The following is a 24,722-nucleotide window of genomic DNA, read 5'->3' on the forward strand; positions in this document are numbered from 1 at the left end:
GTACGGTTGGGGTACTTTGCCGTTTGTGTATCTGTGCCATTGGAGGTGGCCTGTCTATTATTACATCAGCTTTTTGCCAACTGGTAAATTATTTTACGCTTCGTCAAAAACGATCCTGGCCCCGCGCCAGCCCCCATCCCAAGGAGAAGGTCATGAACGAAACAAGGCCGGAATCGATGTCGGCATTCTGGATGCCGTTTACGAACAACCGTGATTTCAAGGCCAACCCGCGCTTGCTGGTGTCGGCCGAAGGCATGTATTACAAGGACGTCGATGGCAATGCCATCCTCGATGGTACGGCCGGCCTGTGGTGCGTGCCGTGCGGTCATGCGCAGCCGAAAATCGTCGGCGCCATCCGCGAGATGGTGGGCCAGCTCGATTTCGCTCCTACCTTCCAGATGGGCCATCCGGCCGCCTTCGAGCTGGCGGAAAAACTGATGGACTACACGGGGCATAAATTTGGCCACGTCTTCTACACCAATTCCGGTTCCGAAGCCGTCGACACGGCGTTGAAGATCGCGCTGGCCTACCATCGGGCGCGCGGCGAGGGCGCGCGCACGCGCCTGATCGGCCGCGAACGCGGCTACCACGGCGTGGGCTTCGGCGGCATTTCCGTGGGCGGCATCGGCGGCAACCGCAAGACCTTCGGCCCCCTGCTGCCCGGCGTGGACCACCTGCCGCACACGCACAACCTGGACAAGAACGCCTACACGGTGGGTGAGCCCGAATACGGCACCCACCTGGCCGATGAACTGGAACGCATCGTCGCCCTGCACGACGCCTCGACGATTGCCGCCGTCATCGTCGAACCGGTGGCCGGTTCCACGGGCGTGCTGATACCGCCGAAAGGCTATCTGAAACGCTTGCGCGAGCTGTGCACCAAGCACGGCATCCTGCTCATCTTCGATGAAGTCATCACGGGTTTCGGCCGCATGACGACGCCATTTGCAGCCGACTATTTCGACGTCGAGCCGGATCTGATGACGACGGCCAAGGGCCTGACTAACGGCATGGTGCCGATGGGCGCCGTGTTCAGCAAAAAGTATATCCACGACGCTTTCATGGATGCGCCGCCCGGCATTGAACTGTTCCACGGCTACACGTATTCCGGCCACCCGCTCGCGTGCGCCGCTTCGCTGGCGACCCTGCAAGTGTTCGAGGAACAGGACATTCTCGGTCACGCTAAAGCGATGCAGGCGTATTGGAGCGACGCCGTGCATTCGCTCAAGGGGCTGCCGCACGTGATCGACCTGCGCAGCATCGGCCTGATCGCCGGCATTGAACTCGATCCCATCGTCGGCAAACCGGGCACGCGTGCCTTCAACGCCTTCAAGCAAGCCTTCGCCGACGGCGTGCTGATACGCACGACGGGCGACATCATCGCCCTGTCGCCGCCGCTGGTGCTGGAAAAACAGCATGTCGATGAGCTGTTTGGCAAGCTGGCCAAGGTATTAAAAAATCTCGACTAAGGAACACCATGAACGATCTCGATACGATTACCCACTTTATCAACGGCGCCAAGGTCGATACCCGGAGTGGCCGCTACGGCGACGTCTACAACCCCGCCCTGGGCGAGCCCGTGGCCCGGGTGGCGCTGGGCACCGTGGAAGACGTGGACGCGGCCGTGCAGGCGGCCGCCGCCGCCTTTCCCTCCTGGTCGGCCACGCCGCCCCTGACGCGTGCCCGTGTCCTGTTCCGCTACCTGCAGCTATGCCAGCAGCACACGGACGACTTTGCCGCCATGCTCACGCGCGAGCATGGCAAGACCTTTGCCGACGCGCAGGGCGAGGTGGCGCGCGGCATCGAGATGGTGGAGTTTGCCGTCGGTATTCCGCAACTGCTGAAGGGTGAATTCACGGACCAGATCTCGCGCGGCATCGACGCCTGGTCCATGCGTCAGGCGCTCGGTGTGGTGGCTGGCATCACGCCATTCAATTTCCCCGTGATGGTGCCGATGTGGATGTTCCCCGTCGCGATTGCCTGCGGCAATACCTTTGTATTAAAGCCGTCCGAGCGCGATCCGTCGGCCTCCCTGCTGCACGCGAAACTGCTGAAAGAAGCGGGCTTGCCAGACGGCGTCTTCAACGTGGTGCAGGGAGATAAAGTGACGGTCGACGCCTTGCTCGACCACCCCGTCGTGCAGGCGATCAGCTTTGTCGGCTCGACGCCAATCGCGGAATATATCTATGCGCGCGGCAGCGCCAGTGGTAAGCGCGTGCAAGCGCTGGGCGGCGCGAAGAATCACATGGTGGTAATGCCCGACGCGGACATGGACATGACGGTCGATGCGCTGATCGGCGCGGCCTACGGTTCGGCAGGAGAGCGCTGCATGGCCATCTCCGTCGTGGTGGCTGTGGGCGACGCGGGCGACAAATTGATCGACGCACTGGCAACGCGCACGGCCGCACTGAAAGTGCGCGACGGCATGGAAGATGGTGCGGAAATGGGACCGGTCGTGTCGCTGGCCGCCAAGCAGCGCATCGAAAAACTCATCGCCTCCGGCGTGGAGCAGGGCGCGACGTTGGTGGTCGATGGCCGCAACCACGTGGTGGCGGGACGCGAGAACGGCTTCTTTGTCGGCGGCACCTTGTTCGACCACGTCACGCGCGACATGAGCATCTACAAGGAAGAGATTTTCGGCCCCGTCCTGTGCGTGCTCCGGTGTCCTGACGTGGTGCATGCGGTGGAACTGATCAACGCCAACGAGTACGGCAACGGCGTGGCCATCTACACGCGCGACGGCGGCGTGGCGCGCGAATTCGTGCGCCAGATACAGGTCGGCATGGTGGGCGTCAACATCCCCTTGCCCGTGCCGATGGCCTTCAACAGTTTCGGCGGCTGGAAGCGCAGCATGTTCGGCGACCACCACGCATATGGTCCCGAGGGCGTGCGTTTCTACACGCGCCACAAGGCCGTGATGCAGCGTTGGCCGAACACGGCAAGCGCTGGTGTGGAATTTGCTTTTCCCCAGATGAAGTAAGGGTTTCAAATCACAAGCCGGCCGCACATAACAAGAGGAATACGCGATGATCGAGTCTTTGAACTATTTGCCCCACCCCGCCCTGCCCAACGAGGAATTGGCGGGCCATTTCACGGACCTGGCGCCACCTTTGAGCGCGCGCCAGGCGGCCATCGAAAGCGCCCGCTGCCTGTACTGCTACGACGCGCCGTGCAGCCGCATCTGTCCGTCGGAAATCGACGTGGCCAGCTTCATCCGCAACATCCACGACAAGAACATCAACGGCGCCGCCGCCGGCATCCTGAAGCAGAATATCCTGGGCGGCAGCTGCGCCAGAGTCTGCCCGACGGAAATCCTCTGCGAAGACGTCTGCGTGCGCAACCACGACGCGGAAGGCCAGCCCGTCAAGATTGGCCTCTTGCAGCGCTATGCCGTCGACCACATGCACTTCACCCGCCATCCGTTCCAGCGGGCTGCAAGCACAGGCAAGACGATTGCCATCGTCGGCGCGGGTCCCGCCGGCCTGTCGTGCGCGCATCGCCTGGCCATGCTGGGCCACGACGTGGTGATCTTTGAAAAGGAAGGCAAGGCAGGTGGCCTGAATGAATACGGCATCGCCAAGTACAAGCTGACGGACGATTTTGCGCAAAAGGAAATCGACTTCCTGCTGGGCATCGGCGGCATAGAGATCCGATGTCGCCAGGCGCTGGGCGAGAGCCTGCAGCTGCGCGACTTGCATGCGCAGTACGACGCCGTGTTCCTGGGACTGGGCCTGGGCGCCAGCCGCAAGCTTGGACTGACGGGCGAAGATGCTCCTGGCTTGCTGGCCGCCGTCGATTACATCGCCGCGCTGCGCCAGGCGGACGACCTGGCCGCGCTGCCCGTGCCTAAACGCGCCATCGTGATTGGCGCCGGCAATACGGCCATCGACATGGCGGTGCAGATTCAAAGGCTCGGCGCCGAGGAAGTCACCCTCGTCTACAGGCGCGGCTTCGACGCCATGACGGCCACCCACCATGAACAGGAGATCGCCAAGGCCAACCAGGTGCGCATGCTGACGTGGGCCCAGCCGCAGCAGGTGCTGCTCGACGCGGCTGGCAAGGTGGCGGGCATGCGTTTCGAAAAAACAAGCATGCAGGGCGTGCGCCTGGCGGGCACGGGCGAAACGTTCGACGTGGCGGCTGACGCCATCTTCAAGGCCATCGGCCAGAGCCTCGACACCGGCGTGCTGCATGACCCGATGGCGTCGCTGCTGCAGCGCGAAGGCGACAAGATCGCCGTTGATGCGCTCTTTCGCACGGTGCTGCCGGGGATCTATGCGGGCGGCGATTGCGTGGCACCGGGGCAGGACTTGACGGTGCAAGCCGTCCAGCATGGCAAGCTGGCCGCACTGGCCATCCATTCCGATTTGTTCAATAAAGTGGAGGCTGCATAATGGCTGATCTCAGCATCGAATTTTGCGGCATCAAGGCGCCGAATCCCTTCTGGCTGGCGTCTGCACCGCCGACCGACAAGGCCTATAACGTGGTGCGCGCCTTTGAGGCAGGGTGGGGCGGCGTCGTGTGGAAAACGCTCGGTGAAGACCCTGCCGCCGTCAACGTCTCGTCGCGCTACTCCGCCCTGTACGGCAAGAACCGCGAAGTGGTCGGCTTCAATAACATCGAGCTGATTACCGACCGCTCTCTGGCAATCAACCTGCGCGAAATCACGCAGGTGAAAAAGGACTGGCCCGACCGCGCCATGATCGTCTCGCTGATGCTGCCCTGCGAAGAGCACTACTGGGCCGACATCCTGCCCAAGGTCGAGGCGACGGGAGCGGACGGTGTCGAGCTCAATTTCGGCTGCCCGCACGGCATGCCCGAGCGGGGCATGGGCGCGGCCGTGGGCCAGGTGCCCGAGTATGTGCAGATGGTGACCGCCTGGTGCAAGAAGCACAGCCGCTTGCCCGTCATCGTCAAGCTCACGCCCAACATCACGGATGTGCGCATGCCGGCGCGCGCGGCCAAGGCGGGCGGCGCGGATGCCGTTTCGCTGATCAACACCATCAATTCCATCACCTCGCTGGACCTGGACCGCATGGTGGCCTTGCCCATCGTCGGCGGCGCCAGCACGCATGGCGGCTATTGCGGTTCTGCCGTCAAACCGATCGCCCTGAACATGGTGGCGGAAATCGCCCGCGATCCGCAGACGCGCGGCCTGCCCATCTCCGGCATCGGCGGCATCGGCAACTGGCGCGACGCGGCCGAATTCCTTGCCCTGGGCGCCGGCTGCGTGCAGGTTTGCACGGCCGCCATGCTGCATGGTTTTCGCATCGTCGACGAGATGAAGGATGGCCTGTCGCGCTGGATGGACGAGAAGGGCTATGAACGCATCAGCGACTTTTCCGGCAAGGCCGTGGCCAACACGACGGACTGGAAATACCTGGACATGAATTACCAGGTGATTGCGCAGATCAACCAGGACGACTGCATCAAATGCGGCAAGTGCTACGTGGCTTGCGAAGACACCTCGCACCAGTCGATTGCGCAGCTGATCGACGCCGCCGGCACGCGCACATATGAAGTGATCAAGGAGGAATGCGTGGGCTGCAATCTGTGCGAAATCACCTGTCCGGTGCAGGGCTGCATCACGATGGTGCCGCAGACGACAGGCAAGCCATACATGAACTGGACACAGGACCCCAGGAATCCACGGGCATTGGCGGAGACGGCATAGGGCACGGTTATTGCGTGCGTTTTATTTGTAAACAGCGGCTGGCCTTTGCGGTAAGCTAGATTGACTTAAAAGTCGAGCCGTTTCTATAAAACCGATCCCCTCCCAACCGATGGAGCATACCTGTGAACCACGACTATTCAGGCAATACGCAACTCTGGAATGAAGACCTGGCGCCCACCACGGCGGCGCAGCGCACCTGGCGCTGGTATCACTTCGCCGCGCTGTGGGTGGGTATGGTGATGTGCATTCCCGCCTACACCCTGTCGGCCAGCCTGATCGACAGCGGCATGTCCGGTTACCAGGCCGTGCTCACGGTATTTCTCGCCAACGCCATCGTGCTCTTGCCGATGCTGCTGATCGGCCATGCGGGCACCAAGTACGGCATTCCATATGCCGTGCTGGCGCGCGCCTCGTTCGGCACCATGGGCGCGCGCCTGCCCGCCCTGATGCGCGCCATCGTCGCCTGCGGCTGGTACGGCATCCAGACCTGGTTCGGCGGGCAGATGATCTACACCCTGATGGGCGTGCTGGTGGGCCATGAACTGGGCGGCGAGAAGATCGCGGGCCTGGGCATCAACGGCAGCCAGTTGCTGTGCTTTTTGGCTTTCTGGGCCATCCAGTTTTATTACATCCTGCATGGCATGGAGTCGATCCGCAAGCTCGAAACCTACACGGCGCCGCTGAAAATCCTGATCTGCTTCGTGCTGCTGTACTGGGTGCACAGCAAGGCCGGCGGCGTGGCCAGCCTGCTGGACCAGCCATCGCAATTCATCCCTGGCGGTAAAAAGGCGGGCCAGTTCTGGAGCGTCTTCTGGCCATCGCTGACGGCCATGGTGGGTTTCTGGGCCACCCTGGCATTGAATATCCCCGACTTCACGCGCTTCGCCAAGACGCAGCGCGACCAGGTGATCGGCCAGTCGATCGGCTTGCCGGTGCCGATGGGCCTCCTGGCCATGCTGGCCGTGATCGTCACGGCAGGCTCCGTCGTCATGTACGGCAAGGCCATATGGGATCCCGTCGATCTGGCCAGCCGCATGACGGGCGCCGCCGTGCTGATCGCCCTGATCATCCTCCTGATCGACACGGTCAGCGTCAACCTGGCCGCCAACCTGGTGGGCCCCGCGTATGACTTTTCCTCGCTGGCGCCGAAGCAGATTTCGTACAAGATGGGCGGCTACATCACGGCTTTCATCGCCATCGTCATGATGCCGTGGAAGGTGCTCGAATCGACGCAGGGCTATATCTTCACGTGGCTGATCGGCTACTCGGCCCTGCTGGGACCCATCGCCGGTATCCTCATCGTCGACTATTATTTTGTGCGCAAGACGCAGCTCGACGTCAAACAGCTGTACCGCGACGACGGCGTCTACTCGTATGGCAATGGCTGGAACATGGCGGCCCTGATCGCCTTTGTCATCGCCGTGCTGCCGAACATCCCCGGCTTTTTGAATGCGGCCTTTCCCGCGGCGTTTCCCGACGTGGCCGAAGGCTTTAAAACCATCTACACCTACGCCTGGTTCGTGGGCGTGGCCATCGCCGCCGTCGTGTACGGCGTCATGATGAAGGGCAAGGCCGTGGCGCACGTGCAGCAGGCGCCGCAGTCGTAATCACTCAAGGAGACAAGATGACTACACTGATACGTGGCGGTACCGTCGTCAACGCCGACCGCGCGTTTCGCGCCGATGTGCTGATCGAGGGCGACATCATCGCCGCCGTCGGCGAGAACCTGCCGGTTCCGGCTGGCGCCACGGTGATCGACGCGGGCGGCCTGTACGTGATGCCGGGCGGGATAGACACGCACACGCACATGAATCTGCCCTTCATGGGCACCGTGACGTCCGACGATTTTTTCACGGGCACGGCGGCGGGTCTGGCGGGCGGTACCACCACCATCATGGACTTCGTCATTCCCGCGCCGAAGCAGTCGCTGATCGAGGCATATCACCAGTGGCGCGCGTGGTCGGCCAAGGCGGCCGGCGACTATACCTTCCACGTGGCGATCACCTGGTGGAGCGAGCAGGTACATGAAGAAATGGGCATCCTCGTGCGCGAGCATGGCGTGAACAGCTTCAAGCACTTCATGGCCTATAAAAACGCCATCATGGCCGACGATGAAACACTGGTAAAAAGCTTTACCCGTTCCCTGGAGCTGGGCGCGCTGCCCACCGTGCACGCGGAAAACGGCGAGCTGGTTTTTCAATTGCAGCAAGCCTTGCTGAAGAAGGGGATTACCGGACCGCAGGCGCACCCGCTGTCGCGCCCACCGGCCGTGGAAGTGGAGGCGGCCAACCGCGCCATCGCCATTGCCAACGTCCTCAATACTCCCGTGTACATTGTGCACGTCTCGTGCGCGGAATCGCTTGACGCCATCACGCGGGCGCGCGCCAACGGTCAGCGCGTGTATGGCGAGGCGCTGGCGGGCCATCTGGTGATCGACGACCGCGTCTACCAGAGCGACGATTTCGACTACGTGGCGGGCCACGTCATGAGTCCTCCGTTTCGCGGCAAGCACCATCAGGCAGCTTTGTGGCACGGCCTGCAAAGCGGCAACCTGCACACGACAGCCACCGACCACTGTACCTTTTGCGCCGAGCAGAAGGCGGCCGGCAAGGACGACTTCACGCGCATCCCGAACGGTTGCGGCGGCGTCGAGGAACGCATGGCCGTGGTGTGGGACGCTGGCGTCAATTCCGGCATGCTGACGCCTTCCGAATTCGTCAAGGTGAGTTCCACCAATGCGGCGCAAATTTTCAATATGTATCCGCGCAAGGGCGTCATCGCCGCGGGCAGCGATGCCGACATCGTACTATGGGATCCGCAGGGCACGCGCACCATTTCCGCCGCTACGCAGTTCGCCAAGGGAGGCTTCAACGTCTTCGAAGGGCGCACCGTGCGCGGCATCCCCAGCACCACGATTGCCGCTGGCAAGGTGGTGTTCCACAAGGGCGAGCTGATGGCCGTCGAAGGGGCAGGGCGCTATGTCGAACGGCCCGCGTTTTCCGCCACCACCGCATAAGGAGTTGACGATGGATGCATTGCGTATCAATGGTGAGCGCCTGTGGGCGGCCCTGATGGAACTGGCGCAGATCGGCGCGACAGCGAAGGGCGGCGTCAAGCGCTTGGCTCTGACGGACCTCGACAAAGAAGGCCGCGACCTGGTGGTAGGCTGGGGCCGCGAAGCGGGCATGAGCATCACGATCGACCAGATCGGCAATGTCTTCATGCGCCGCGACGGCACCGACAATAGCCTGCCGCCCGTGATGACGGGCAGCCATATCGACACGCAGCCCACGGGCGGCAAGTTCGATGGCAATTACGGCGTGCTGGCCGGCCTGGAAGTGGTGCGTACCTTGAACGATTTACAGATCAAGACGCTGGCGCCCATCGAGGTGGCCTTCTGGACCAATGAGGAAGGCTCGCGCTTCGTGCCCGTGATGATGGGTTCCGGCGTGTTCTGCGGCGCCTTCTCGCTGGAGACGGCGTATGCGGCGAAAGACACGGAAGGAAAAACCGTGGGCGAGGAGCTGGCGCGCATCGGATACAAGGGCGAGCAGGTGCCGGGCGACCATCCCATCGGCGCCTATTTTGAAACGCATATCGAACAGGGCCCCGTGCTGGAAGATGCCGATAAAGTCATCGGCGTGGTGCCTGCCGTGATGGGCCTGTCGTGGTATGACTGCGTGGTCACGGGCATGGAAGCGCATGCGGGTCCCACGCCCATGGGATTGCGCAAGGATGCGCTGCAGGTGGCCACCAGCATCATGCAGGAGGTGGTGGCGATTGCCAACCGCTACCCGCCATATGGACGCGGCACGGTGGGCATGGTGCAGGTGTTCCCGAACAGCCGCAACGTGATCCCCGGCGAAGTCACATTCAGCATCGACCTGCGCAACGTGAACGACGAACTGCTCAACACCATGCATGGCGAGATCACGGCCTTCATCGACGCCACGCGCGAGAAGTCAGGCTTGGGCATTTCACTGGAAAGAGTGTCCTACTACCCGCCATGCCCGTTCCACCCCGATTGTGTGGGTGCCGTGCGCAACGCAACTGAAAAGCTGGGCTACTCGGTGATGGACGTGGTCTCCGGCGCCGGCCACGACGCCATCTACGCGGCCCGTCTGGCGCCGGCGGGCATGATCTTCGTGCCGTGCAAGGACGGCATCAGCCACAATGAAATCGAAGACGCCAAGCCCGAGCACCTGGAAGCGGGCTGCAACGTGCTGCTGCACGCGATGCTGGAGCGGGCCGTGGCTGTGTAAGCTCAGGGCTTGGGCTGGAAGCTGCGCAAAAACGCCAGCAGCGCGCGCGCCGCGATGTCGGCGTCGTCTGCCGTCATGGTTTCCAGCGGGTTGTGGCTGATGCCGCCATTGCCGCAGCGGGTAAACAGCATGGCTACGTCGGTGATGGCGGCCATGGCCATGGCGTCGTGGCCGGCGCCCGACAACAGCGCATACGGTTCGATGCCGACCGATTCCACGGCTTGCGCCAGCTGCGCCATCAGCCACGGCGCGCACGGCGCCGCACGCGCCGACAGCAGCAGTTCCAGATGATAGTCGATCTGGCGCCGTGCGCAGATAGCGGCGATGCCATCAAGGATATCGTCGACGGCCGCCTGGCGCACGGTGTCGCTGGCTGCGCGGATATCGAGCGACAGGGTGCAGGCGCCGGCGATCACGTTGACGGAACCGTTGGGCACGTGCAGCTGGCCCACGGTACCCACCAGCGCCTCGCCCTGGTTGCAGCGCTGTTCCACCAGCAGGATGATTTCGGCGGCCGCGCTGGCCGCATCCTTGCGCATGGTCATGGGCGTGGTGCCCGCGTGGCTGGCCACGCCGCCAAGATTGACCAGGTAGCGCGAGCTGCCGGCAATCGCCGTGACGATTCCCAGCGGCAGGTCGCGTTCCAGCAGTACGGGACCCTGCTCGATATGCACTTCCACATAACCGAGCAAGTCGGCGGGATCGCGCGCGATGGCGCCGATGGCGCTCGCCTCGTGGCCGGCGGCGGCCAGCGCGTCGCGCATGCTCACGCCATCCGCATCGAGTTGCTCCAGCAGCGAGACGTCGAACTTGCCCGTGACAGCCGTGCTGCCCAAAAACGTGCTCTTGAAACGCACGCCTTCTTCCTCGGCGAAGCCGACAATCTCGAAGTGAAACGGCAGCTTTTCGCCCCGCTCATGCAGGTGGCGCACGACGGCGATCGGCAGCACGATGCCCAGCCGGCCATCGTACTTGCCGCCGTTGCGCACCGTATCGTAATGGGATCCCGTCATCAGGGTTTTCGCGCCTGGCGCGTTGGACAGATAGCGGCCGACGACATTGCCGACGGCGTCGATGTGCACCTGCATGCCGGCATCCCGCATCCAGTCGGCCAGCTGCGCGGCCGTCTTCTGGTGCGCCGGCGTCAGATAGGCGCAGGTCAGGTTGTAATCGCTGTCGCTCCAGCCGGCCAAGGTTTCCGCCTGCTGCATGATGGCCGGGCCGAAGTCCAGGCGCACGTCGAACAGCTCGTTCAGGCGCAGTTCGGCGATGCGCTTGATCTGCCGCAGCGATTCGGCCAGTTCATCGGCGCGCCGGTTCTTCAGGCGCCGCGCAAACGTGGCGATGATGTCCTGGCGCGTCAAGCCTTCGCCCGTCGGGCCCTTGACGGCCAGGATGAAGGGAAAGCCGAACTTGGCGTTGTAGTCGCTATTCAGGCGCTGCAAGATGGAAAACTCCTCGGCGCTGCACAGGTTCAGGCCGGACTTGGCCTGCTCGCGCGTTGATTCCGCCGTCAGCTGTCCTGCGATGGCAGCCTTGCCGGCCAGCTCCGGGTGAGCGCGTATCAGCCCCAGTTGCTCTTCGGGCGAGGCTTGCGCCAGCACGCGCTGCAGCACCGTCTTGAGTGCTGTCAGGCTGGCAAACGGCCGGGCCGGTGCCGCACGCTGGGCGATCCAGGGCGAGTGTTCATAGATGCCATGCAGCCGTGCGATAAAGTCTGCCGGGCTGCCGGCGTTCAGGTCTGAAAGGGTGGTCATGGTTTTCCGATCATGCAAGCGGTGATGATAGCGCCCCGTTCCTGTCTCTATTATATGCGCGTGCTGATAGCGGCTATCGCTGCACCAGCGCCTTGGCGGCCGCGCTGACCTGGTCGCGCAGCCATTTGTGCTCGGGCGCCTGGTGCACGCGCTGGTGCCACAACTGGTAAAAGCGCATCGGCGGGAATTTCAGAGGCACGGTATACGTTTTCAGCGGCAGGGTTTTTTCATAGAAACGCATGAATTGCCGGCCCGTGGTGAGCACCAGGTCCGTCTGCGTCAGCATGTAGGGGATCAGGCCGAAGTACGCCGATTCCACCACCACGTTGCGCTGCAGATTTTGCCGTTCGAGGAAGGAGTCGATCACGCCGTGGTAGCCGGGCATCATCTGCGACGGCGCCACGTGGGGCAGGCTCAGATAGTCGTCGAGGGTCATGGCGTCGCTGGCCGTGCGGCGCGCATAGGCGTTTTCCGCATGCATGGCGCAGATGATAGGGTCTTCGAACAGCTTCGAAATGTGCAGGTGGGCGGGCGGCTCGTCCCAGTTGGCGATCACCAGGTCCAGGCCCCCATCGGAGAGTTGGCGGATATGGTCGATGCCCGGTCCCAGGCTATGCAGCACGACGCGGCTTTTCGGTGAGCCGCGGCGCAGCAGCGCCACCACGTTGGGCAGGAACTGGCTGTCCAGGTAGTCGGGTGCGGCGATATGGAAGGTGCGCGCCTCTTCCTGCGCCACGAACGGCGTCTTCTTGACGAACAGGCTCTCCGTCTGGTCGAGGATGCGCTTGGCCGGATTGAGCAGGCTTTCGCCATGCTGGGTCGGCACCATGCCGCGCGCGCCGCGCACGAGCAGCGGGTCGCCCGTCAGTTCGCGCAGCTTGCGCAGGGAGGCGGAAATCGAAGGCTGCGGCTGATTGAGTTTGAGTGCCACGCGCGAGACATTCTTTTCCACCAGTAGCAGGTAGAGGATGCGGATCAGGTGCAGGTCGAGGTGTTGCGGCAGGCTGGACATGTGGCGGCGGCTTTGTTGTATATCGATTTGAATATGTCAAATATACGATATTTTTCATGTGATGGGCGGTAAATCCGTTTATCTTGTGTAGATTGGCACGAATATTGGTTCGGTCTGACTAGAGGAAATTTATGGAAGTATTTGCCTACCTGATCCCGTACGGCCTTGAGTGGCTGAACCTGATCGTCCGCTGGCTGCACGTCATCACGGGCATCGCCTGGATCGGTGCTTCCTTTTATTTTGTCTGGCTCGATAACTCGATCCGCCCGCCCGCGCCCGGCTCCGAGCTGGCGAAGAAGGGCGTGTCGGGAGAACTGTGGGCCGTGCATGGCGGCGGCTTCTACAATCCGCAAAAATACCTGGTGGCGCCCGCCGAATTGCCGAAGGAGCTGCACTGGTTCAAGTGGGAGGCGTATTCCACGTGGCTGTCCGGTTTCGCGCTGCTGACCATCGCGTATTACTTCAATGCTCAGGCCATGATGATCGACAAGGCCGTGGCGGACATCTCCAGCGGGCAGGCCGTCGGCATCGGCATCGCCACCCTCGTCATCGGCTGGACCGTGTACGACCTGCTGTGCAGGTCAAAATTGGCGCAGTATGAATTGTGGTTCGGCGTGACGGTGTTCGCGCTGATCGTCGGCGCCGCCTACGTGCTCACTCATTTGCTCAGCGGGCGCGCCGCCTACATCCACGTGGGCGCCATGATTGGCACCATCATGGTGGCCAATGTGCTGATGCTGATCATTCCCGGCCAGCGCAAGATGGTCGAGGCCATGGCGGCCGGCAAGCTGCCCGATCCCAAGCACGGCTTGAAGGCCAAGCAGCGCAGCGTGCATAACAATTATTTTACGTTGCCGGTGCTGTTCATCATGATCAGCAACCATTACGCGATGACTTACCGCAACGACCACGCGTGGCTGGTGCTGGCACTGATCATGGCGGCCGGCGTCTTCATCCGCCACTTCTTCAACCTGCGCCACAAGGGAAGAGTCGAGTGGCGCTATCCGGCCATCGGCGTGGCACTGCTGCTGGCCGTGGCTATCGCCATCGCGCCGAAAGCACCGGTGGCCGTGGCGGCCGCGCCGGCGGTGGATCCTGTCGCGCAGTTCAAGAGCGTGCATGCCATCATCGCCCAGCGCTGCGCCACCTGCCATTCGGCCCAGCCCACGCAAGCTGGTTTTGCCACGGCGCCGGCCGGCATGATGCTCGATAATGAAACCCAAATCCGCCAGCACGCGGCGCAAATCTACAAGCAGGCCATTGAATTGAAGGCCATGCCGATCGGGAACCTGACGAATATGACGGAGGCTGAGCGCAGTGAACTTGGCGCCTGGCTGCAACAGACCATGCAAGGAGAAAAATGACTACGCACGCAGAAAAAATCACGGCCTGGATCGACGAGCACTTCGACGAGGAAGTCGCCTTTTTACAGCAGGTGGTGCAGCAGCCGACGGATACGCCGCCCGGCAATAACGCGCCGCATGCGGATCTGGTGGCCCAATTGCTGCAGGCATATGGCTGGCACGCTGAAAAGCACGCTGTGCCTGCCGACCAGGTCGAGGCCTACGGCATGCAGAGCATCACCAATCTGATCGTGCGCCGGCCTTATGGTGCAGGCGGGCCGACCGTGGCCCTGAATGCGCATGGCGACGTGGTGCCGCCCGGCGACAACTGGACGTATCCGCCGTATGGCGGCCAGATCGACGGCGGCTATATCTACGGCCGCGCGACGGCCGTGTCGAAGGGCGATTTCGCCACCTATGTGTTTGCCGCGCGCGCCCTGGAGGCGCTGGGTATCCCACTCAAAGGCCGGCTGGAACTGCATTTTACGTACGACGAGGAATTCGGCGGCTTGCTGGGACCGGGCTGGCTGCTGGAACAGCAGCTGACGAAGCCCGATTTCGTCATCGCCGCCGGTTTCAGCTACGGTATCGTCACGGCGCACAACGCCTGCCTGCAGCTGGAAATCACCGTGCACGGCAAGTCCGGCCACGGCTCCATGCCGGAGACGGGGCACGACGCGCTGCAGGCGGCTAACAAGATCCTCAATGCCATCTATGGGCAGTTGCCGGAGCTGAAAAAGATCAAATCGAAAGTGGTCGGCATCGACTCGCCCACCATGCTGGTGGGGCGCATCGACGGCGGCACGAATACCAATGTGGTGCCGGGCAAGGTCGTCATGAAGATGGATCGCCGCATGATTCCGGAAGAAGATCCGGTGGCGGTGGAAGCGCAGGTGCGCGCGCTGATCGAGGACGCCGTGCACGGCGAGCCTGGCATCCGCATCGAGATCCGCCGCCTGCTGCTGTCGCACGCGCTGCGCCCCTTGCCCGGTTCCGAGCAGCTGGTCGGCAGTCTGCAAAAGAATGCGCAGGCGATTCTGGGCGAGACGATTCCCGCCGTCGGAACGCCCCTGTATGCGGATGCGCGCCTGTATGGCGAGCGGGGCATCCCCGCCGTGCTGTATGGCGCCGGCCCGCGCACGGTGCCAGAATCGAATGCGAAGAAGGCCGATGAACGCTTGGCATTGGACGACTTGCGCAAGGCCAGCAAGATCGTCGCCCTGACCTTGCTGGACTTCCTGGCGGAGAAATAGGACGGGGCGCTTTGGCTTACAATGGGGCGACCACACCTTATGTGAAGAAGAGCGCCATTGAATACCCGTTTTCTCGAAGCGTTTGTCTGGGCTGCACGGCTGGGCAGTTTTCGCACGGCGGCCGACAAGCTGCACATCACGCAGGCGGCCATTTCCAATCGCATCGCCTCGCTGGAGCAGGATTTCGGCACGCGTTTGTTCGACCGCGATGCGCGTGAAATCCGCCTGACCTTCGCCGGGCGTAACCTGCTCGTGTACGCCGAGCGCATGCTGGAACTGTGCCGCGACATGTATGCGGCCAATTCCTCGCCCGCGCTGATCACGGGCGAAGTGCGCATCGGGGTCATCGAAACCATCGTGCATACCTGGCTGATCCCGTTCCTGCAGCGCGTGCAGGAGCGCTATCCGGGCATCGAAATTCAATTGACGTCGGAATCGACGCGCCGTCTGCACGAACAGCTGCAACAGGGCGAGCTCGATATTGCGCTGCAGACGGACATGCTGACGGGCGACCATATCCGCAGTACGGGCAGCGGCGCCATCGCCATGGGCTGGGCCGGCAGGGCTGCCGACTGGCCCGACACGGGCAAGCCCTTCACGGTGGCGCAACTGGCGCAGCACCCGATCATCACCATGAACCGGGGCTCGCAGCCGCATTCCGCCTTGAAGGCGTTGTGCCAGGATGAGGGCGTGCAGTTGGGCCGCGTCCACTGCGTCAGCTCGATCTCCGCCATCGTGCGCCTGGTCAAAGCGGGTTTCGGCATCGCCGTGCTGCCGCTGGCACCTTTGCGCGAGGAAATCGAGCAGGGCCACATTGCCCTGATTCCCTGCACCAGCAGCCTTGCACCGCAGCGCATCGTCATCAGCTACAGCGAAGACCTCACGACGGAAGCGATCCAGTTGGTGGCCATGCTGGCGTGCGAGGAGGCGGCCAGGTTCACTCTGGGACTGGGTGAGGAATATGGCGCCGGTGCCCGGGCGTGACAATTAAATTGCTGTTATAAGTTGCTGCCACCTCGGCGACCCACAAGAAAAACTTATCAGTCGCGTTCAGAATAACCCGTTTGCCAAGTGATGGCGCGCCACCTATTCTGGGTTGGCACACCCCCCATAACGCAGAACGGAACCATCATGACGACGTCCCCCACCTTGCCAGGCATGCTGTTTGTCTGGACCAGCGCCGACCCCGAACACGAACGCGATTTCAACCGCTGGTACGACCGCGAACACGTGGAAGAGCGCGTGCGCATTCCCGGTTTTGTCAGCGGCACGCGCTACCAGAATGTGCGCGGTCCCCGCAAGTACCTGGGCCTGTACTGCACCGATTCGCTGGGCGCTTTCCAGACTCCCGACTATTTCAAGGCTTTCGGCCAGCAGACGCCATGGTCGCTGACGAATCTGCAGCGCATGGTTGACCCGATGCGCCGCGTCTGCGCCATCGAGGCGGAAACGGGCATGGGCACGGGCGCCTGGCTGGTCGTGCTGCGCCTGGGCGCGCCCGCCATTGGCCAGGATGCGCAAGCCGTGGCAGGCTTGGCGACGCTGGGAACAAAGCTGTTGCAGATCGACGGCGTCATTGCCACGCGCCTGCTGACACCTGACGCGAAGCTGTCCGGCCCCCTGCCTGCGGAGCAGAAGGAGGGCCGCGTGCTCGATCCGATTTTCCTGATCGACGCCTCGTCGGAAAGCGCCGCCGCGGCGGCCGCCGATGCCGCCAGCGCGGCGCTGGGCCTTGATGGCGCCGAGGCGGCCATCCTGCAACTGTCCTGGCAACTGCGCGAGGCCGACCTGCACGCGGCCTGACATCGCCGCGCGCATCTTGCCGGCACGGATAACACGAGACACGGGCCACGGCGCAGGGCAAAGCATCCTGCGCCGGGCCTGCAATAAAACTGACGAGAGAGGTAGGCAATGAGCACATATACGAACGCTGCGCATCCGGCGGCCCAGGCACCGGGCGAGAAGGCTACGACGGCCAAGACGGGCCGCCTGGCCACGGCCAGCATGGTCGGCACGACCCTGGAATGGTATGACTTCACCGTCTACAACACCATGGCCGCACTGATCTTCAACCACCTGTTCTTTCCCTCGTTCGACCCGCTGACGGGCACCATCCTGGCCTTTTCCACATATGCCGTCGGCTATATCTCGCGTCCCATCGGCGGCGTGATCTTCGGTCACCTGGGCGACAAGCTGGGACGTCGCTGGGTGCTGGTGGTGACCCTGATGCTGATGGGCGTGACAACGGGCCTGATGGGCCTCTTGCCGACTTATGCGACGGCCGGCATCTGGAGCCCCATCCTGCTGGTGGCGTTGCGCTTCGTCCAGGGCATCGCCTTGGGTGGCGAATGGGCGGGCGCCGTACTGATCTCCGTCGAACACGGCGCGCCGGACAAGCGGGGCCGCAACGCTTCGTGGACGCAGGTGGGACCATCGTTCGGCACCTTGCTGGCGACCGGCTGCATTGGCCTGATCACCTATCTGCTGCCGCATGAAGCATTCATGGACTGGGGCTGGCGCATGCCATTCATCGCCAGCCTGCTGCTGCTGGCGTTCGGCATGTGGATACGCAGCGGCATCGAGGAAACTCCGCTGTTCAAGGAACTCGATCAGCAGGATGCGAAGGCGGAAGCGCCGATCGGTGACGTGCTGCGCCTCTATTGGCGCCGTTTGCTGATCGCCGGCGGCGTGCGCATCGGCTCGGACGTGCTGTATGCACTGGTGGTGGTGTTCACCCTGACGTACGTGACGACGGTGCTGCACCTGTCGTCGACGCTGGCACTGACCGCCATCATGATCGGCACGGCCTGCAATGCATTGGCGGTGCCCGTGTTTGGCGCGCTGTCGGACAAGATCGGCCGCCGTCCCGTGTATGCGCTGGGCGCCATCCTGGGTCTCGTGTGGGCGTTTGCCTTCTTTACCTTGTTAGACACGGCCAGCCCGGCCGCCATCGTCACGGCCGTCGTCGTGGGCCTGGTCATCCACGCCATCATGTACGGTCCGCAGGCCGCCTTCGTCATCGAGCAGTTCCCTACCAAGGTACGCTATGCGGGGTCTTCGCTGGCCTACACCCTGGCCGGCGTCATCGGCGGCGGTTTCGCGCCGCTCGTCATCGCCAGCCTGTATCGCTCGTACAACAGCACCATGGCCGTCTCGCTGTATGTGGCGGCCGCCTTGCTGATCACCGGCGCCGCCGTCTTTGCGGCCAGAGAAACGGGCCGCGGCCCCCTTGAGGAATAAGAAAATCATGACCACCCATACCTTCAACCTGGCCGGCCACGGCCCCGTCACCTTCGACATCGATCACCTCATCATCGCCGGCTGGACGGGCCGCGACATGGCGATGGTGGAGCACCATATCGCCGAACTGGAAGCCATCGGCGTGGCGCGTCCGAAAAGCGTGCCGACGTTTTACCGGGTCTCTGCGGCCCTGCTCTCCAGCGACGCTGCCATCGAAGTGCCGGGCAGCGATTCGTCCGGTGAGGCGGAATTCGTGCTGTTTTCCACGGCATACGGCCTGCTGGTGGGCATCGGCTCCGATCATACGGACCGCAAGGTGGAAAGCTATGGCGTGACGGTGTCCAAGCAGATGTGCGGCAAGCCCGTAGGCGACACCCTGTGGCGCTATGCCGACGTGGCCGGCCACTGGGACCAGTTGCAGATGCGCTCCTGGCGCGAGCGCGCCGGCGTGCCGGCCCTGTACCAGGATGGTCCCGTGACGCGCATGCTGTCGCCGGAAGACCTGATCTTGCGCTACACGGGGCAGGCGACCCTGCCGGTGGGCAGCGCCATGTTCTGCGGCACGCAGCCCATCATCGGCGAGATGGGCCATGGCGACGCCTTCGAACTGGAGCTGTATGATCCAGCTTTGCAGCGCCGCCTGCAGCACCGCTATGCCGTGCAAACCCTGCCCGTGGAAGGATAAATGCAATGACCAAGACCATCCGTGAACTGGCCGCCGACCTGGCCGCCGGCCGCATCACCAGCGTGGAACTGACGCAACGCATGCTGGCACGCGCCGAGGCGCACCAGGCGCAGGGCGGCCATGCCTATGTCAGCCTTGATGGAGAGCAGGCGCTGGCCGAGGCCCGTGCCAGTGATGCGGCACGCGCCGCAGGCCTGGTGCCTTCGCCACTGGCCGGCGTGCCCATCTCGATCAAGGATCTGTTCGACGTCAGGGGGCAGGTCAGCAGCGCCGCCTCGCTGGCGCTGGCTGACGCCCCGCCCGCCGCTGCCGATGCGCTTGCCGTGGCGCGCCTGCGCGCGGCCGGCGCCATCCTGCTGGGCCGCACCAACATGAGCGAATTCGCGTTTTCTGGCCTGGGCTTGAATCCCCATTACGGCACGCCGCGCAATCCGCACGACCGCGAACGGGTCGCGGGCGGCTCCACCTCGGGCGGCGCCGTGACGGTGGCGTTGGCGATGGCGGCCGGTGCGCTGGGTACGGACACGGGCGGCTCGATCCGCATCCCGTCCGCCTTTTGCGGCCTGACGGGTTTCAAGCCGACGGCGGCTTCCGTGTCGCTGGCCGGCACGGTGCCTCTGTCGCGCTCCCTCGATTCGGTCGGCCCCATCGCGCACAGCGTCGACTGCTGCGCCATGTTGTACGCGGCCTTGTCTGGCCATGACATCGGCGCGCAGGCGCCAGCACTGAAAGGCTTGCGCTTCGGCTTTACCCTTGACTACGTCGGCACGCATGTGGCGCCGCAAGTACAGCAGGCTTTCGATGCCGCGCTGGACAAGCTGCGGCAAGCCGGCGCCCTGGTGGAGCAGTTCGACTTTCCCGAATTGCTGGAGCTACCGACGATCAATGGCGGCGGTGGGCTGGTGGCGGCGGAAGCCTGGCACTGGCACAAGGTGTTGCTGGAAGAGAAGGGCGCGCAGTACGACCAGCGCGTGGCGGCGCGCATCCGCCGTGGCCAGCAGCAGGGCGCGGCTGACTACATCGACTTGCTCGATGCGCGCGCGCGCCTGATCGCCATCGCGAAGCAGCGTCTGGCGCCATTCGACGCCTGGCTGATGCCCAGCGTGGCGATTCTCGCGCCGGAAGTCGCGCCGCTGGAAGCGGATGACGCCACCTTCTTTGCCACGAATGGCCTGGTGCTGCGCAACGCCAGCGTGATCAACTTCCTCGACGGCTGCGCGCTGTCCTTGCCATGCCATGCAGAGGGTGGGCTGCCCGTGGGCCTGGGCATCTGCGGCCTGGCGGGCGCCGACGATCGGGTACTGCAAATCGGCCGCGCCGTGGAGGCGCTGTTGCGGGGGAGTAAAAAAGAATAGTGCCGTAGTGCAGGAAAATGCCAACTCTGTCATGATGGCTGGCATTAACATGGGAAAGTCGCGCTTCGGGCGCCGGCAAACTTCATACTGTGCACCGATACGACCTGATTAGCTGTCATGACTGCGGCGTGCTGTACCGCAAACGTCCGCTGCGTCCACGCGAAAAGGCGCGCTGCATCCGTTGCCGCTCGGTGTTGTATCGCGGCGCCCACGCGCGGGGCGCATCGGCGGAATTGAGCAAGGTGGTGGCGCTGACCCTGGGCGCCGCCTTTGTCTTCCTGATCGCCCAGTTTTTCCCCATCGTCGAACTCGACGTCAACGGCCTCACTTCCAGCGCCACCTTGCTCGGTTCCATCCGCGTGCTGTGGTCCGAGCAGATGCACATCGTCGCGACGATGGTCTTCCTGTTTACCATCCTCTTTCCCGCCATCGAACTCGGTTCGCTGCTGTATGTGGCGCTGGGCTTGCGCGGCGGCGTCAAGGTGCCGGGCTTTAACCGCGTGCTGCGCGCCGTGCAGACGGCGCGCGAGTGGGGCATGACGGAGGTGCTGATGATCGGCATCCTGATCACCGTCGTCAAGATGACCAGCCTGGCCACGGTGCTGCCGCAACCGGGCTTGTTCGCGTTTGGCGCGCTGACCCTGATGCTGGCCATCGTCGTCTCGTTCGACCCCAAGGCCCTGTGGAACCTGGGCGACGACCTGACCCGCCAGGCGCTGCCCGGCATCCGCTACAAGGCCTTCGCACCGGGTGAAAAAGTGTTGCCCTGCCATGCCTGCGGGCTGGTGGCACCGCCCCGGAGCAAGGGCAAGCACCTGGCGTGCGTGCGCTGCGGCACGGCCCTGCACGTGCGCAAACCGGACAGCATCAACCGCACTTGGGCCCTGCTGATCGCCGCCATGATCCTCTACATTCCCGCCAACCTGCTGCCCGTGATGGTGACGCAATCGCTGTTCGGCGCGCAGGACGACACCATCATGAGCGGTGTGGTGCTGTTCTGGACCAGCGGCTCGAAAGGCCTGGCCATCATCATTTTCATCGCCAGCGTGGTCGTGCCGATGCTGAAACTGGGCGTGCTGGCGCTGCTGGCGTTTACGGCGCAGCGGCGCTCGCGGTGGCGGCCGCGCCAGCGCACCATCTTGTACCGCATGGTCGAATTCATCGGCCGCTGGTCCATGCTCGACATCTTTGTTGTCACCCTGACGGTGGCGCTGGTGCGCTTCAAGTCGCTGGCCGTGATCACGGCCGGACCCGGCGCGTTGGCCTTTGGCGCCGTGGTGGTGCTGACCATGCTGGCGGCGATGCAGTTCGACCCGCGCCTGATCTGGGACCCCGTCGACGACAAGGCGGCCGAGGATGAAAAACGCAGCAGTGCAGCAAATACCGGAAACAATACAGTGATTGGAGAACAGCATGGCTGACAAAGAAACGGGCGACCTTGCCGAAACCGGCGCGCGGCCTCTGCCCGAACCCGATGTGGACCCGGCCAGCCGCTGGCTGCCGTCGCTGGTATGGCTCATTCCGCTGCTGGCCGCGCTGATCGGCGCCGGCCTGGCCGCCAAGTCCATCCTCGACCAGGGACCCACGGTGACGGTCAGCTTCAAGAGCGCCGAAGGACTGGAGCCGGGCAAGACCAAGGTCAAATACAAGGATGTCGATATCGGCCAGGTGCGCGCCATCACCCTGGGCGAGGACTTGAGCAAGGTGCTGGTGACGATCGACATGAGCAAGGAAGCGCGCCGCTTCGCCACCGCCGATTCGCGCTTCTGGGTGGTGCGCCCGCAGATCGGCGCCAGCGGCGTGACGGGCCTGGGCACCTTGCTGTCGGGCGCCTACATCGGCGTCGATACGGGCAAGTCGGAAGCCAAAAAGGAGAATTTCCTCGGCATGGAGAGTCCGCCCGCCGTGGCCGGTGACCAGAAGGGCAAGCTGTACACCCTGCATGCGGACAGTCTCGGCTCCGTCGACGTGGGCTCGCCCCTGTTCTTCCACCGCCTGCGCGTGGGCAAGGTGGTCAGCTTCGCGCTGGACAAGGATGGCAACGGCATCACCATGTCCGTCTTCGTGAATGCGCCGTACGACCAGTTCGTCGGCAAGAATGCGCGCTGGTGGCATGCCAGCGGCGTCGACGTGCGCTTGGATTCCAACGGCTTCAAATTGAATACGCAGTCGCTGGCGGCGATGCTGGTGGGCGGCATCGCCTTCGAGGCGGAAAATGGCCGCAAGCCGGAGGAGCCGGCGCCGGCCAATACCAATTTCCGCCTGGCGGCCGACGAGGCCAGCGCCATGCGCGAACCCGATGGCGAGGCGATCACCACCGTGTTCTATTTCGACCAGTCGCTGCGCGGCTTGCAGCCTGGCGCCACGGTGGACTTCCGCGGGATCGTGCTGGGCGAGGTGCGTTCGGTGGGCATCGAGTTCGATCCTGTGAAGAAGAACTTCCGCATGCCCGTCACCGTCAATCTGTATCCGGCTCGCCTGGGCATGCGCTTCAAGGCCGCTGTCGACGATGAGGAAGGCTCGGCCGGTCACCAGCTGCTCGAACGCATGGTCAGCCGTGGCTTGCGCGCGCAGCTACGCACGGGCAACCTGCTGACCAGCCAGTTGTATATCGCGCTGGACTTCTTCCCGAAAGCGCCGAAGGTGACGCTGGAGTCGAACAAGTATCCGCTGGAAGTGCCGACCGTGCCGAATACCCTCGATGAATTGCAGACGCAGATCGCCAGCATCGCCCGCAAGCTGGACCAGGTGCCGTACGCGGAGATCGGCAGCAACCTGAACGCCACCATCAAGCAAGCCAATACCCTGTTCAAGCAGCTCGATGGCCAGGTGGTGCCGGAGATGCGCGATACCCTGACGGCGGCGAAACAGACCTTCGGTACGGCCGAACAGGTGCTGCAAAAGGATTCGCCGCTGCAGTCGGACGTGCGCCAGGCCTTGCAGCAGCTGACGCAAACCCTGCAATCGCTGAACGCGCTGTCGGACTACCTGGAACGTCATCCCGAGTCCCTGATCCGCGGTAAAAAAGGAGATGAAAAAAAATGATGAAGCCAATTTTTTCCGCGCTGCTGGCGGCCAGCCTGCTGGGCGCCTGCTCTACGCCACAGCCCGAGCATTTCTATACGCTCAGTGGCGGCGCCGACGCGCAGCCGGCCAAACCCGTCAAATACTATGTCGAGGTGCTGGCCGTCAGCGTGCCGCAGCAGGTGAGCCGCAACCAGTTTGTTGTGACGGCGCCATCGGGCCGCATCGAATTGCTGGAGCAGCAGCGCTGGGCGGGGCCGCTGGCCGGCGAGATCGGCCAGGCCCTGTCGACGGCGGTGACGAGCGATCTGGGCGCCATCGATGTATTCCGCACGCCGCATCCGGACAACTTGCCCGTGTACCGCATCAGTACCAACGTGCAGCGTTTTGAATCGGTGATGGGACAGTACGCGCTGATCGACGCCGTGTGGAGCGTGCGCCAGCTGGCCAGCAGCAAGGTAGTCACTTGCCGCACGATAGCCAATGAAAAAGTGGGTGCCGGCTACGATGAACTGGTGCTCGGTCATCGCCGCGCCGTGAGCCGCATCGCCGCCGATACGGCGAGCGTGGTGCGCGCTTTTGACAACGGCAACGCCGCCTGCCCGGCCGCCTGAGCCGCTTTCCGCTACCCAGTCCCGGCGGCCGCTGGTAAAATGCGGCCATGGGAATGACCTTGTTCACGCGCCGCTTCGCCGCCTGGATCGCCTGCTTTGCGATCCTGCTGGCGGCGCTCGCGCCATCGATTTCCCAGGCCGTCGCCAACGCCAAGCAGGAGTCCGGCTCCGGCTGGGCCGAAATCTGCTCGGTGGCCGGCATCCGCTTCGTTCAGCTTGTGCAGGCCGATGATGACGGCGCTGCCGACGAAAAATCCGGCGGCAAGGCCATGCAGATGGAGCATTGCGCCTTCTGTTCCACGCATGCGGGTTCCGTCGGCCTGCCGCCGACGAACCCCGTGCTGCCGCTGCCTGTGGCCAGCGGCACGGCCATTTTCCCGGCACTGTACTACCAGTCCCCATCCCCCCTGTTCATCTGGTCCACCGCGCAATCGCGCGCGCCGCCCGCCCTCGTTTAAGTTTTTGCATTTTCAATGTTGGCGCTGTCCACCTTGCGATGTGAC

20 protein-coding genes are annotated in these 24,722 nt (G+C 63.6%); 18 read left to right on the top strand and 2 right to left on the bottom strand.

From position 1 onward, the window contains the following. Positions 1-152: 152 nt before the first annotated feature. The 7 genes from SJI03_RS12085 to SJI03_RS12115 all read left to right on the top strand — a co-directional run bounded on the left by SJI03_RS12085 (position 153) and on the right by SJI03_RS12115 (position 9,936). Positions 153-1,469: an aspartate aminotransferase family protein gene (locus SJI03_RS12085; protein WP_099379325.1), complete on the top strand. Its 1,317-nt coding sequence runs from the start codon at positions 153-155 to the stop codon at positions 1,467-1,469. Between the two features lie 8 nt (positions 1,470-1,477). Then, positions 1,478-2,980: a CoA-acylating methylmalonate-semialdehyde dehydrogenase gene (locus SJI03_RS12090; RefSeq protein WP_322427356.1), complete on the top strand. Its 1,503-nt coding sequence runs from the start codon at positions 1,478-1,480 to the stop codon at positions 2,978-2,980. Between the two features lie 46 nt (positions 2,981-3,026). Further along, positions 3,027-4,394, top strand: coding sequence for an NAD(P)-dependent oxidoreductase (locus SJI03_RS12095; RefSeq protein ID WP_322427357.1), 1,368 nt, complete (start codon positions 3,027-3,029; stop codon positions 4,392-4,394). After that, positions 4,394-5,674 (top strand): NAD-dependent dihydropyrimidine dehydrogenase subunit PreA, encoded by a 1,281-nt coding sequence (preA, locus tag SJI03_RS12100; RefSeq protein ID WP_322427358.1) that lies wholly within the window; start codon positions 4,394-4,396, stop codon positions 5,672-5,674. The genes SJI03_RS12095 and preA overlap by 1 nt, the downstream gene beginning before the upstream one ends. Positions 5,675-5,796: 122 nt before the next feature. Then, the gene (locus SJI03_RS12105) at positions 5,797-7,281 is read left to right on the top strand and encodes an NCS1 family nucleobase:cation symporter-1 (RefSeq protein WP_176390432.1); all 1,485 of its coding nucleotides are present in this window, start codon (positions 5,797-5,799) and stop codon (positions 7,279-7,281) included. Between the two features lie 17 nt (positions 7,282-7,298). Beyond that, a complete protein-coding gene (hydA, locus tag SJI03_RS12110) occupies positions 7,299-8,690 on the top strand; it encodes a dihydropyrimidinase (protein ID WP_322427359.1) in 1,392 nt (463 codons plus the stop codon). A 10-nt stretch (positions 8,691-8,700) separates the two neighbouring features. Continuing rightward, on the top strand, positions 8,701-9,936 hold the full coding sequence (locus tag SJI03_RS12115; RefSeq protein ID WP_099379331.1) for a Zn-dependent hydrolase: 1,236 nt from the start codon (positions 8,701-8,703) through the stop codon (positions 9,934-9,936). Positions 9,937-9,938: 2 nt separating this feature from the next. Here SJI03_RS12115 and SJI03_RS12120 read toward each other — a convergent pair whose 3' ends face one another. Together SJI03_RS12120 and SJI03_RS12125 are read right to left on the bottom strand one after the other, a co-directional pair. Then, a complete protein-coding gene (locus SJI03_RS12120) occupies positions 9,939-11,693 on the bottom strand; it encodes an allantoate amidohydrolase (protein ID WP_322427360.1) in 1,755 nt (584 codons plus the stop codon). Positions 11,694-11,766: 73 nt separating this feature from the next. Beyond that, the gene (locus SJI03_RS12125; protein WP_034754583.1) at positions 11,767-12,705 is read right to left on the bottom strand and encodes a LysR family transcriptional regulator; all 939 of its coding nucleotides are present in this window, start codon (positions 12,703-12,705) and stop codon (positions 11,767-11,769) included. 131 nt (positions 12,706-12,836) lie between these two features. Here SJI03_RS12125 and SJI03_RS12130 point away from each other — a divergent pair, with 131 nt between their 5' ends. From SJI03_RS12130 to SJI03_RS12180, 11 genes are all read left to right on the top strand, one after another. After that, a complete protein-coding gene (locus SJI03_RS12130) occupies positions 12,837-14,069 on the top strand; it encodes a urate hydroxylase PuuD (protein WP_322427361.1) in 1,233 nt (410 codons plus the stop codon). Further along, on the top strand, positions 14,066-15,301 hold the full coding sequence (locus SJI03_RS12135; protein WP_322427362.1) for a M20/M25/M40 family metallo-hydrolase: 1,236 nt from the start codon (positions 14,066-14,068) through the stop codon (positions 15,299-15,301). The genes SJI03_RS12130 and SJI03_RS12135 overlap by 4 nt, the downstream gene beginning before the upstream one ends. Before the next feature lie 57 nt (positions 15,302-15,358). After that, a complete protein-coding gene (locus SJI03_RS12140) occupies positions 15,359-16,285 on the top strand; it encodes a LysR family transcriptional regulator (RefSeq protein ID WP_322427363.1) in 927 nt (308 codons plus the stop codon). Positions 16,286-16,432: 147 nt separating this feature from the next. Further along, entirely contained in the window at positions 16,433-17,104 is a 672-nt protein-coding gene (locus SJI03_RS12145; RefSeq protein ID WP_322427364.1) for a DUF4286 family protein, read from the top strand. A 108-nt stretch (positions 17,105-17,212) separates the two neighbouring features. Beyond that, on the top strand, positions 17,213-18,541 hold the full coding sequence (locus tag SJI03_RS12150; RefSeq protein WP_322427365.1) for an MFS transporter: 1,329 nt from the start codon (positions 17,213-17,215) through the stop codon (positions 18,539-18,541). 7 nt (positions 18,542-18,548) lie between these two features. Then, positions 18,549-19,226, top strand: coding sequence for a DUF2848 domain-containing protein (locus SJI03_RS12155; protein ID WP_219311135.1), 678 nt, complete (start codon positions 18,549-18,551; stop codon positions 19,224-19,226). Positions 19,227-19,231: 5 nt separating this feature from the next. After that, positions 19,232-20,581: an amidase gene (locus SJI03_RS12160; RefSeq protein ID WP_322427366.1), complete on the top strand. Its 1,350-nt coding sequence runs from the start codon at positions 19,232-19,234 to the stop codon at positions 20,579-20,581. A gap of 128 nt (positions 20,582-20,709) precedes the next feature. Further along, positions 20,710-22,002, top strand: coding sequence for a paraquat-inducible protein A (locus tag SJI03_RS12165; RefSeq protein ID WP_416208745.1), 1,293 nt, complete (start codon positions 20,710-20,712; stop codon positions 22,000-22,002). Continuing rightward, positions 21,995-23,626 (top strand): intermembrane transport protein PqiB, encoded by a 1,632-nt coding sequence (locus tag SJI03_RS12170; protein WP_322427367.1) that lies wholly within the window; start codon positions 21,995-21,997, stop codon positions 23,624-23,626. Before SJI03_RS12165 ends, SJI03_RS12170 begins: the two co-directional genes overlap by 8 nt. Further along, positions 23,623-24,219, top strand: coding sequence for a PqiC family protein (locus tag SJI03_RS12175; RefSeq protein ID WP_322427368.1), 597 nt, complete (start codon positions 23,623-23,625; stop codon positions 24,217-24,219). Before SJI03_RS12170 ends, SJI03_RS12175 begins: the two co-directional genes overlap by 4 nt. A 47-nt stretch (positions 24,220-24,266) precedes the next feature. Continuing rightward, entirely contained in the window at positions 24,267-24,677 is a 411-nt protein-coding gene (locus SJI03_RS12180; protein WP_233516250.1) for a DUF2946 domain-containing protein, read from the top strand. Positions 24,678-24,722: the final 45 nt, after the last annotated feature.

Source organism: Janthinobacterium sp. GMG1 (genome assembly GCF_034427795.1).
Taxonomy (GTDB): domain Bacteria; phylum Pseudomonadota; class Gammaproteobacteria; order Burkholderiales; family Burkholderiaceae_D; genus Janthinobacterium.

Excerpts from the sequence above, each read along its gene's own strand:
- SJI03_RS12115 (WP_099379331.1), top strand. The coding sequence starts at position 8,701 with ATGGATGCATTGCGTATCAATGGTGAGCGCCTGTGGGCGGCCCTGATG.
- preA (WP_322427358.1), top strand. The coding sequence starts at position 4,394 with ATGGCTGATCTCAGCATCGAATTTTGCGGCATCAAGGCGCCGAATCCC.
- SJI03_RS12155 (WP_219311135.1), top strand. The coding sequence starts at position 18,549 with ATGACCACCCATACCTTCAACCTGGCCGGCCACGGCCCCGTCACCTTC.
- SJI03_RS12160 (WP_322427366.1), top strand. The coding sequence starts at position 19,232 with ATGACCAAGACCATCCGTGAACTGGCCGCCGACCTGGCCGCCGGCCGC.
- SJI03_RS12125 (WP_034754583.1), bottom strand. The coding sequence starts at position 12,705 with ATGTCCAGCCTGCCGCAACACCTCGACCTGCACCTGATCCGCATCCTC.
- SJI03_RS12095 (WP_322427357.1), top strand. The coding sequence starts at position 3,027 with ATGATCGAGTCTTTGAACTATTTGCCCCACCCCGCCCTGCCCAACGAG.
- SJI03_RS12120 (WP_322427360.1), bottom strand. The coding sequence starts at position 11,693 with ATGACCACCCTTTCAGACCTGAACGCCGGCAGCCCGGCAGACTTTATC.
- SJI03_RS12175 (WP_322427368.1), top strand. The coding sequence starts at position 23,623 with ATGATGAAGCCAATTTTTTCCGCGCTGCTGGCGGCCAGCCTGCTGGGC.
- SJI03_RS12090 (WP_322427356.1), top strand. The coding sequence starts at position 1,478 with ATGAACGATCTCGATACGATTACCCACTTTATCAACGGCGCCAAGGTC.
- hydA (WP_322427359.1), top strand. The coding sequence starts at position 7,299 with ATGACTACACTGATACGTGGCGGTACCGTCGTCAACGCCGACCGCGCG.
- SJI03_RS12145 (WP_322427364.1), top strand. The coding sequence starts at position 16,433 with ATGACGACGTCCCCCACCTTGCCAGGCATGCTGTTTGTCTGGACCAGC.
- SJI03_RS12135 (WP_322427362.1), top strand. The coding sequence starts at position 14,066 with ATGACTACGCACGCAGAAAAAATCACGGCCTGGATCGACGAGCACTTC.
- SJI03_RS12150 (WP_322427365.1), top strand. The coding sequence starts at position 17,213 with ATGAGCACATATACGAACGCTGCGCATCCGGCGGCCCAGGCACCGGGC.
- SJI03_RS12085 (WP_099379325.1), top strand. The coding sequence starts at position 153 with ATGAACGAAACAAGGCCGGAATCGATGTCGGCATTCTGGATGCCGTTT.
- SJI03_RS12170 (WP_322427367.1), top strand. The coding sequence starts at position 21,995 with ATGGCTGACAAAGAAACGGGCGACCTTGCCGAAACCGGCGCGCGGCCT.
- SJI03_RS12180 (WP_233516250.1), top strand. The coding sequence starts at position 24,267 with ATGGGAATGACCTTGTTCACGCGCCGCTTCGCCGCCTGGATCGCCTGC.
- SJI03_RS12130 (WP_322427361.1), top strand. The coding sequence starts at position 12,837 with ATGGAAGTATTTGCCTACCTGATCCCGTACGGCCTTGAGTGGCTGAAC.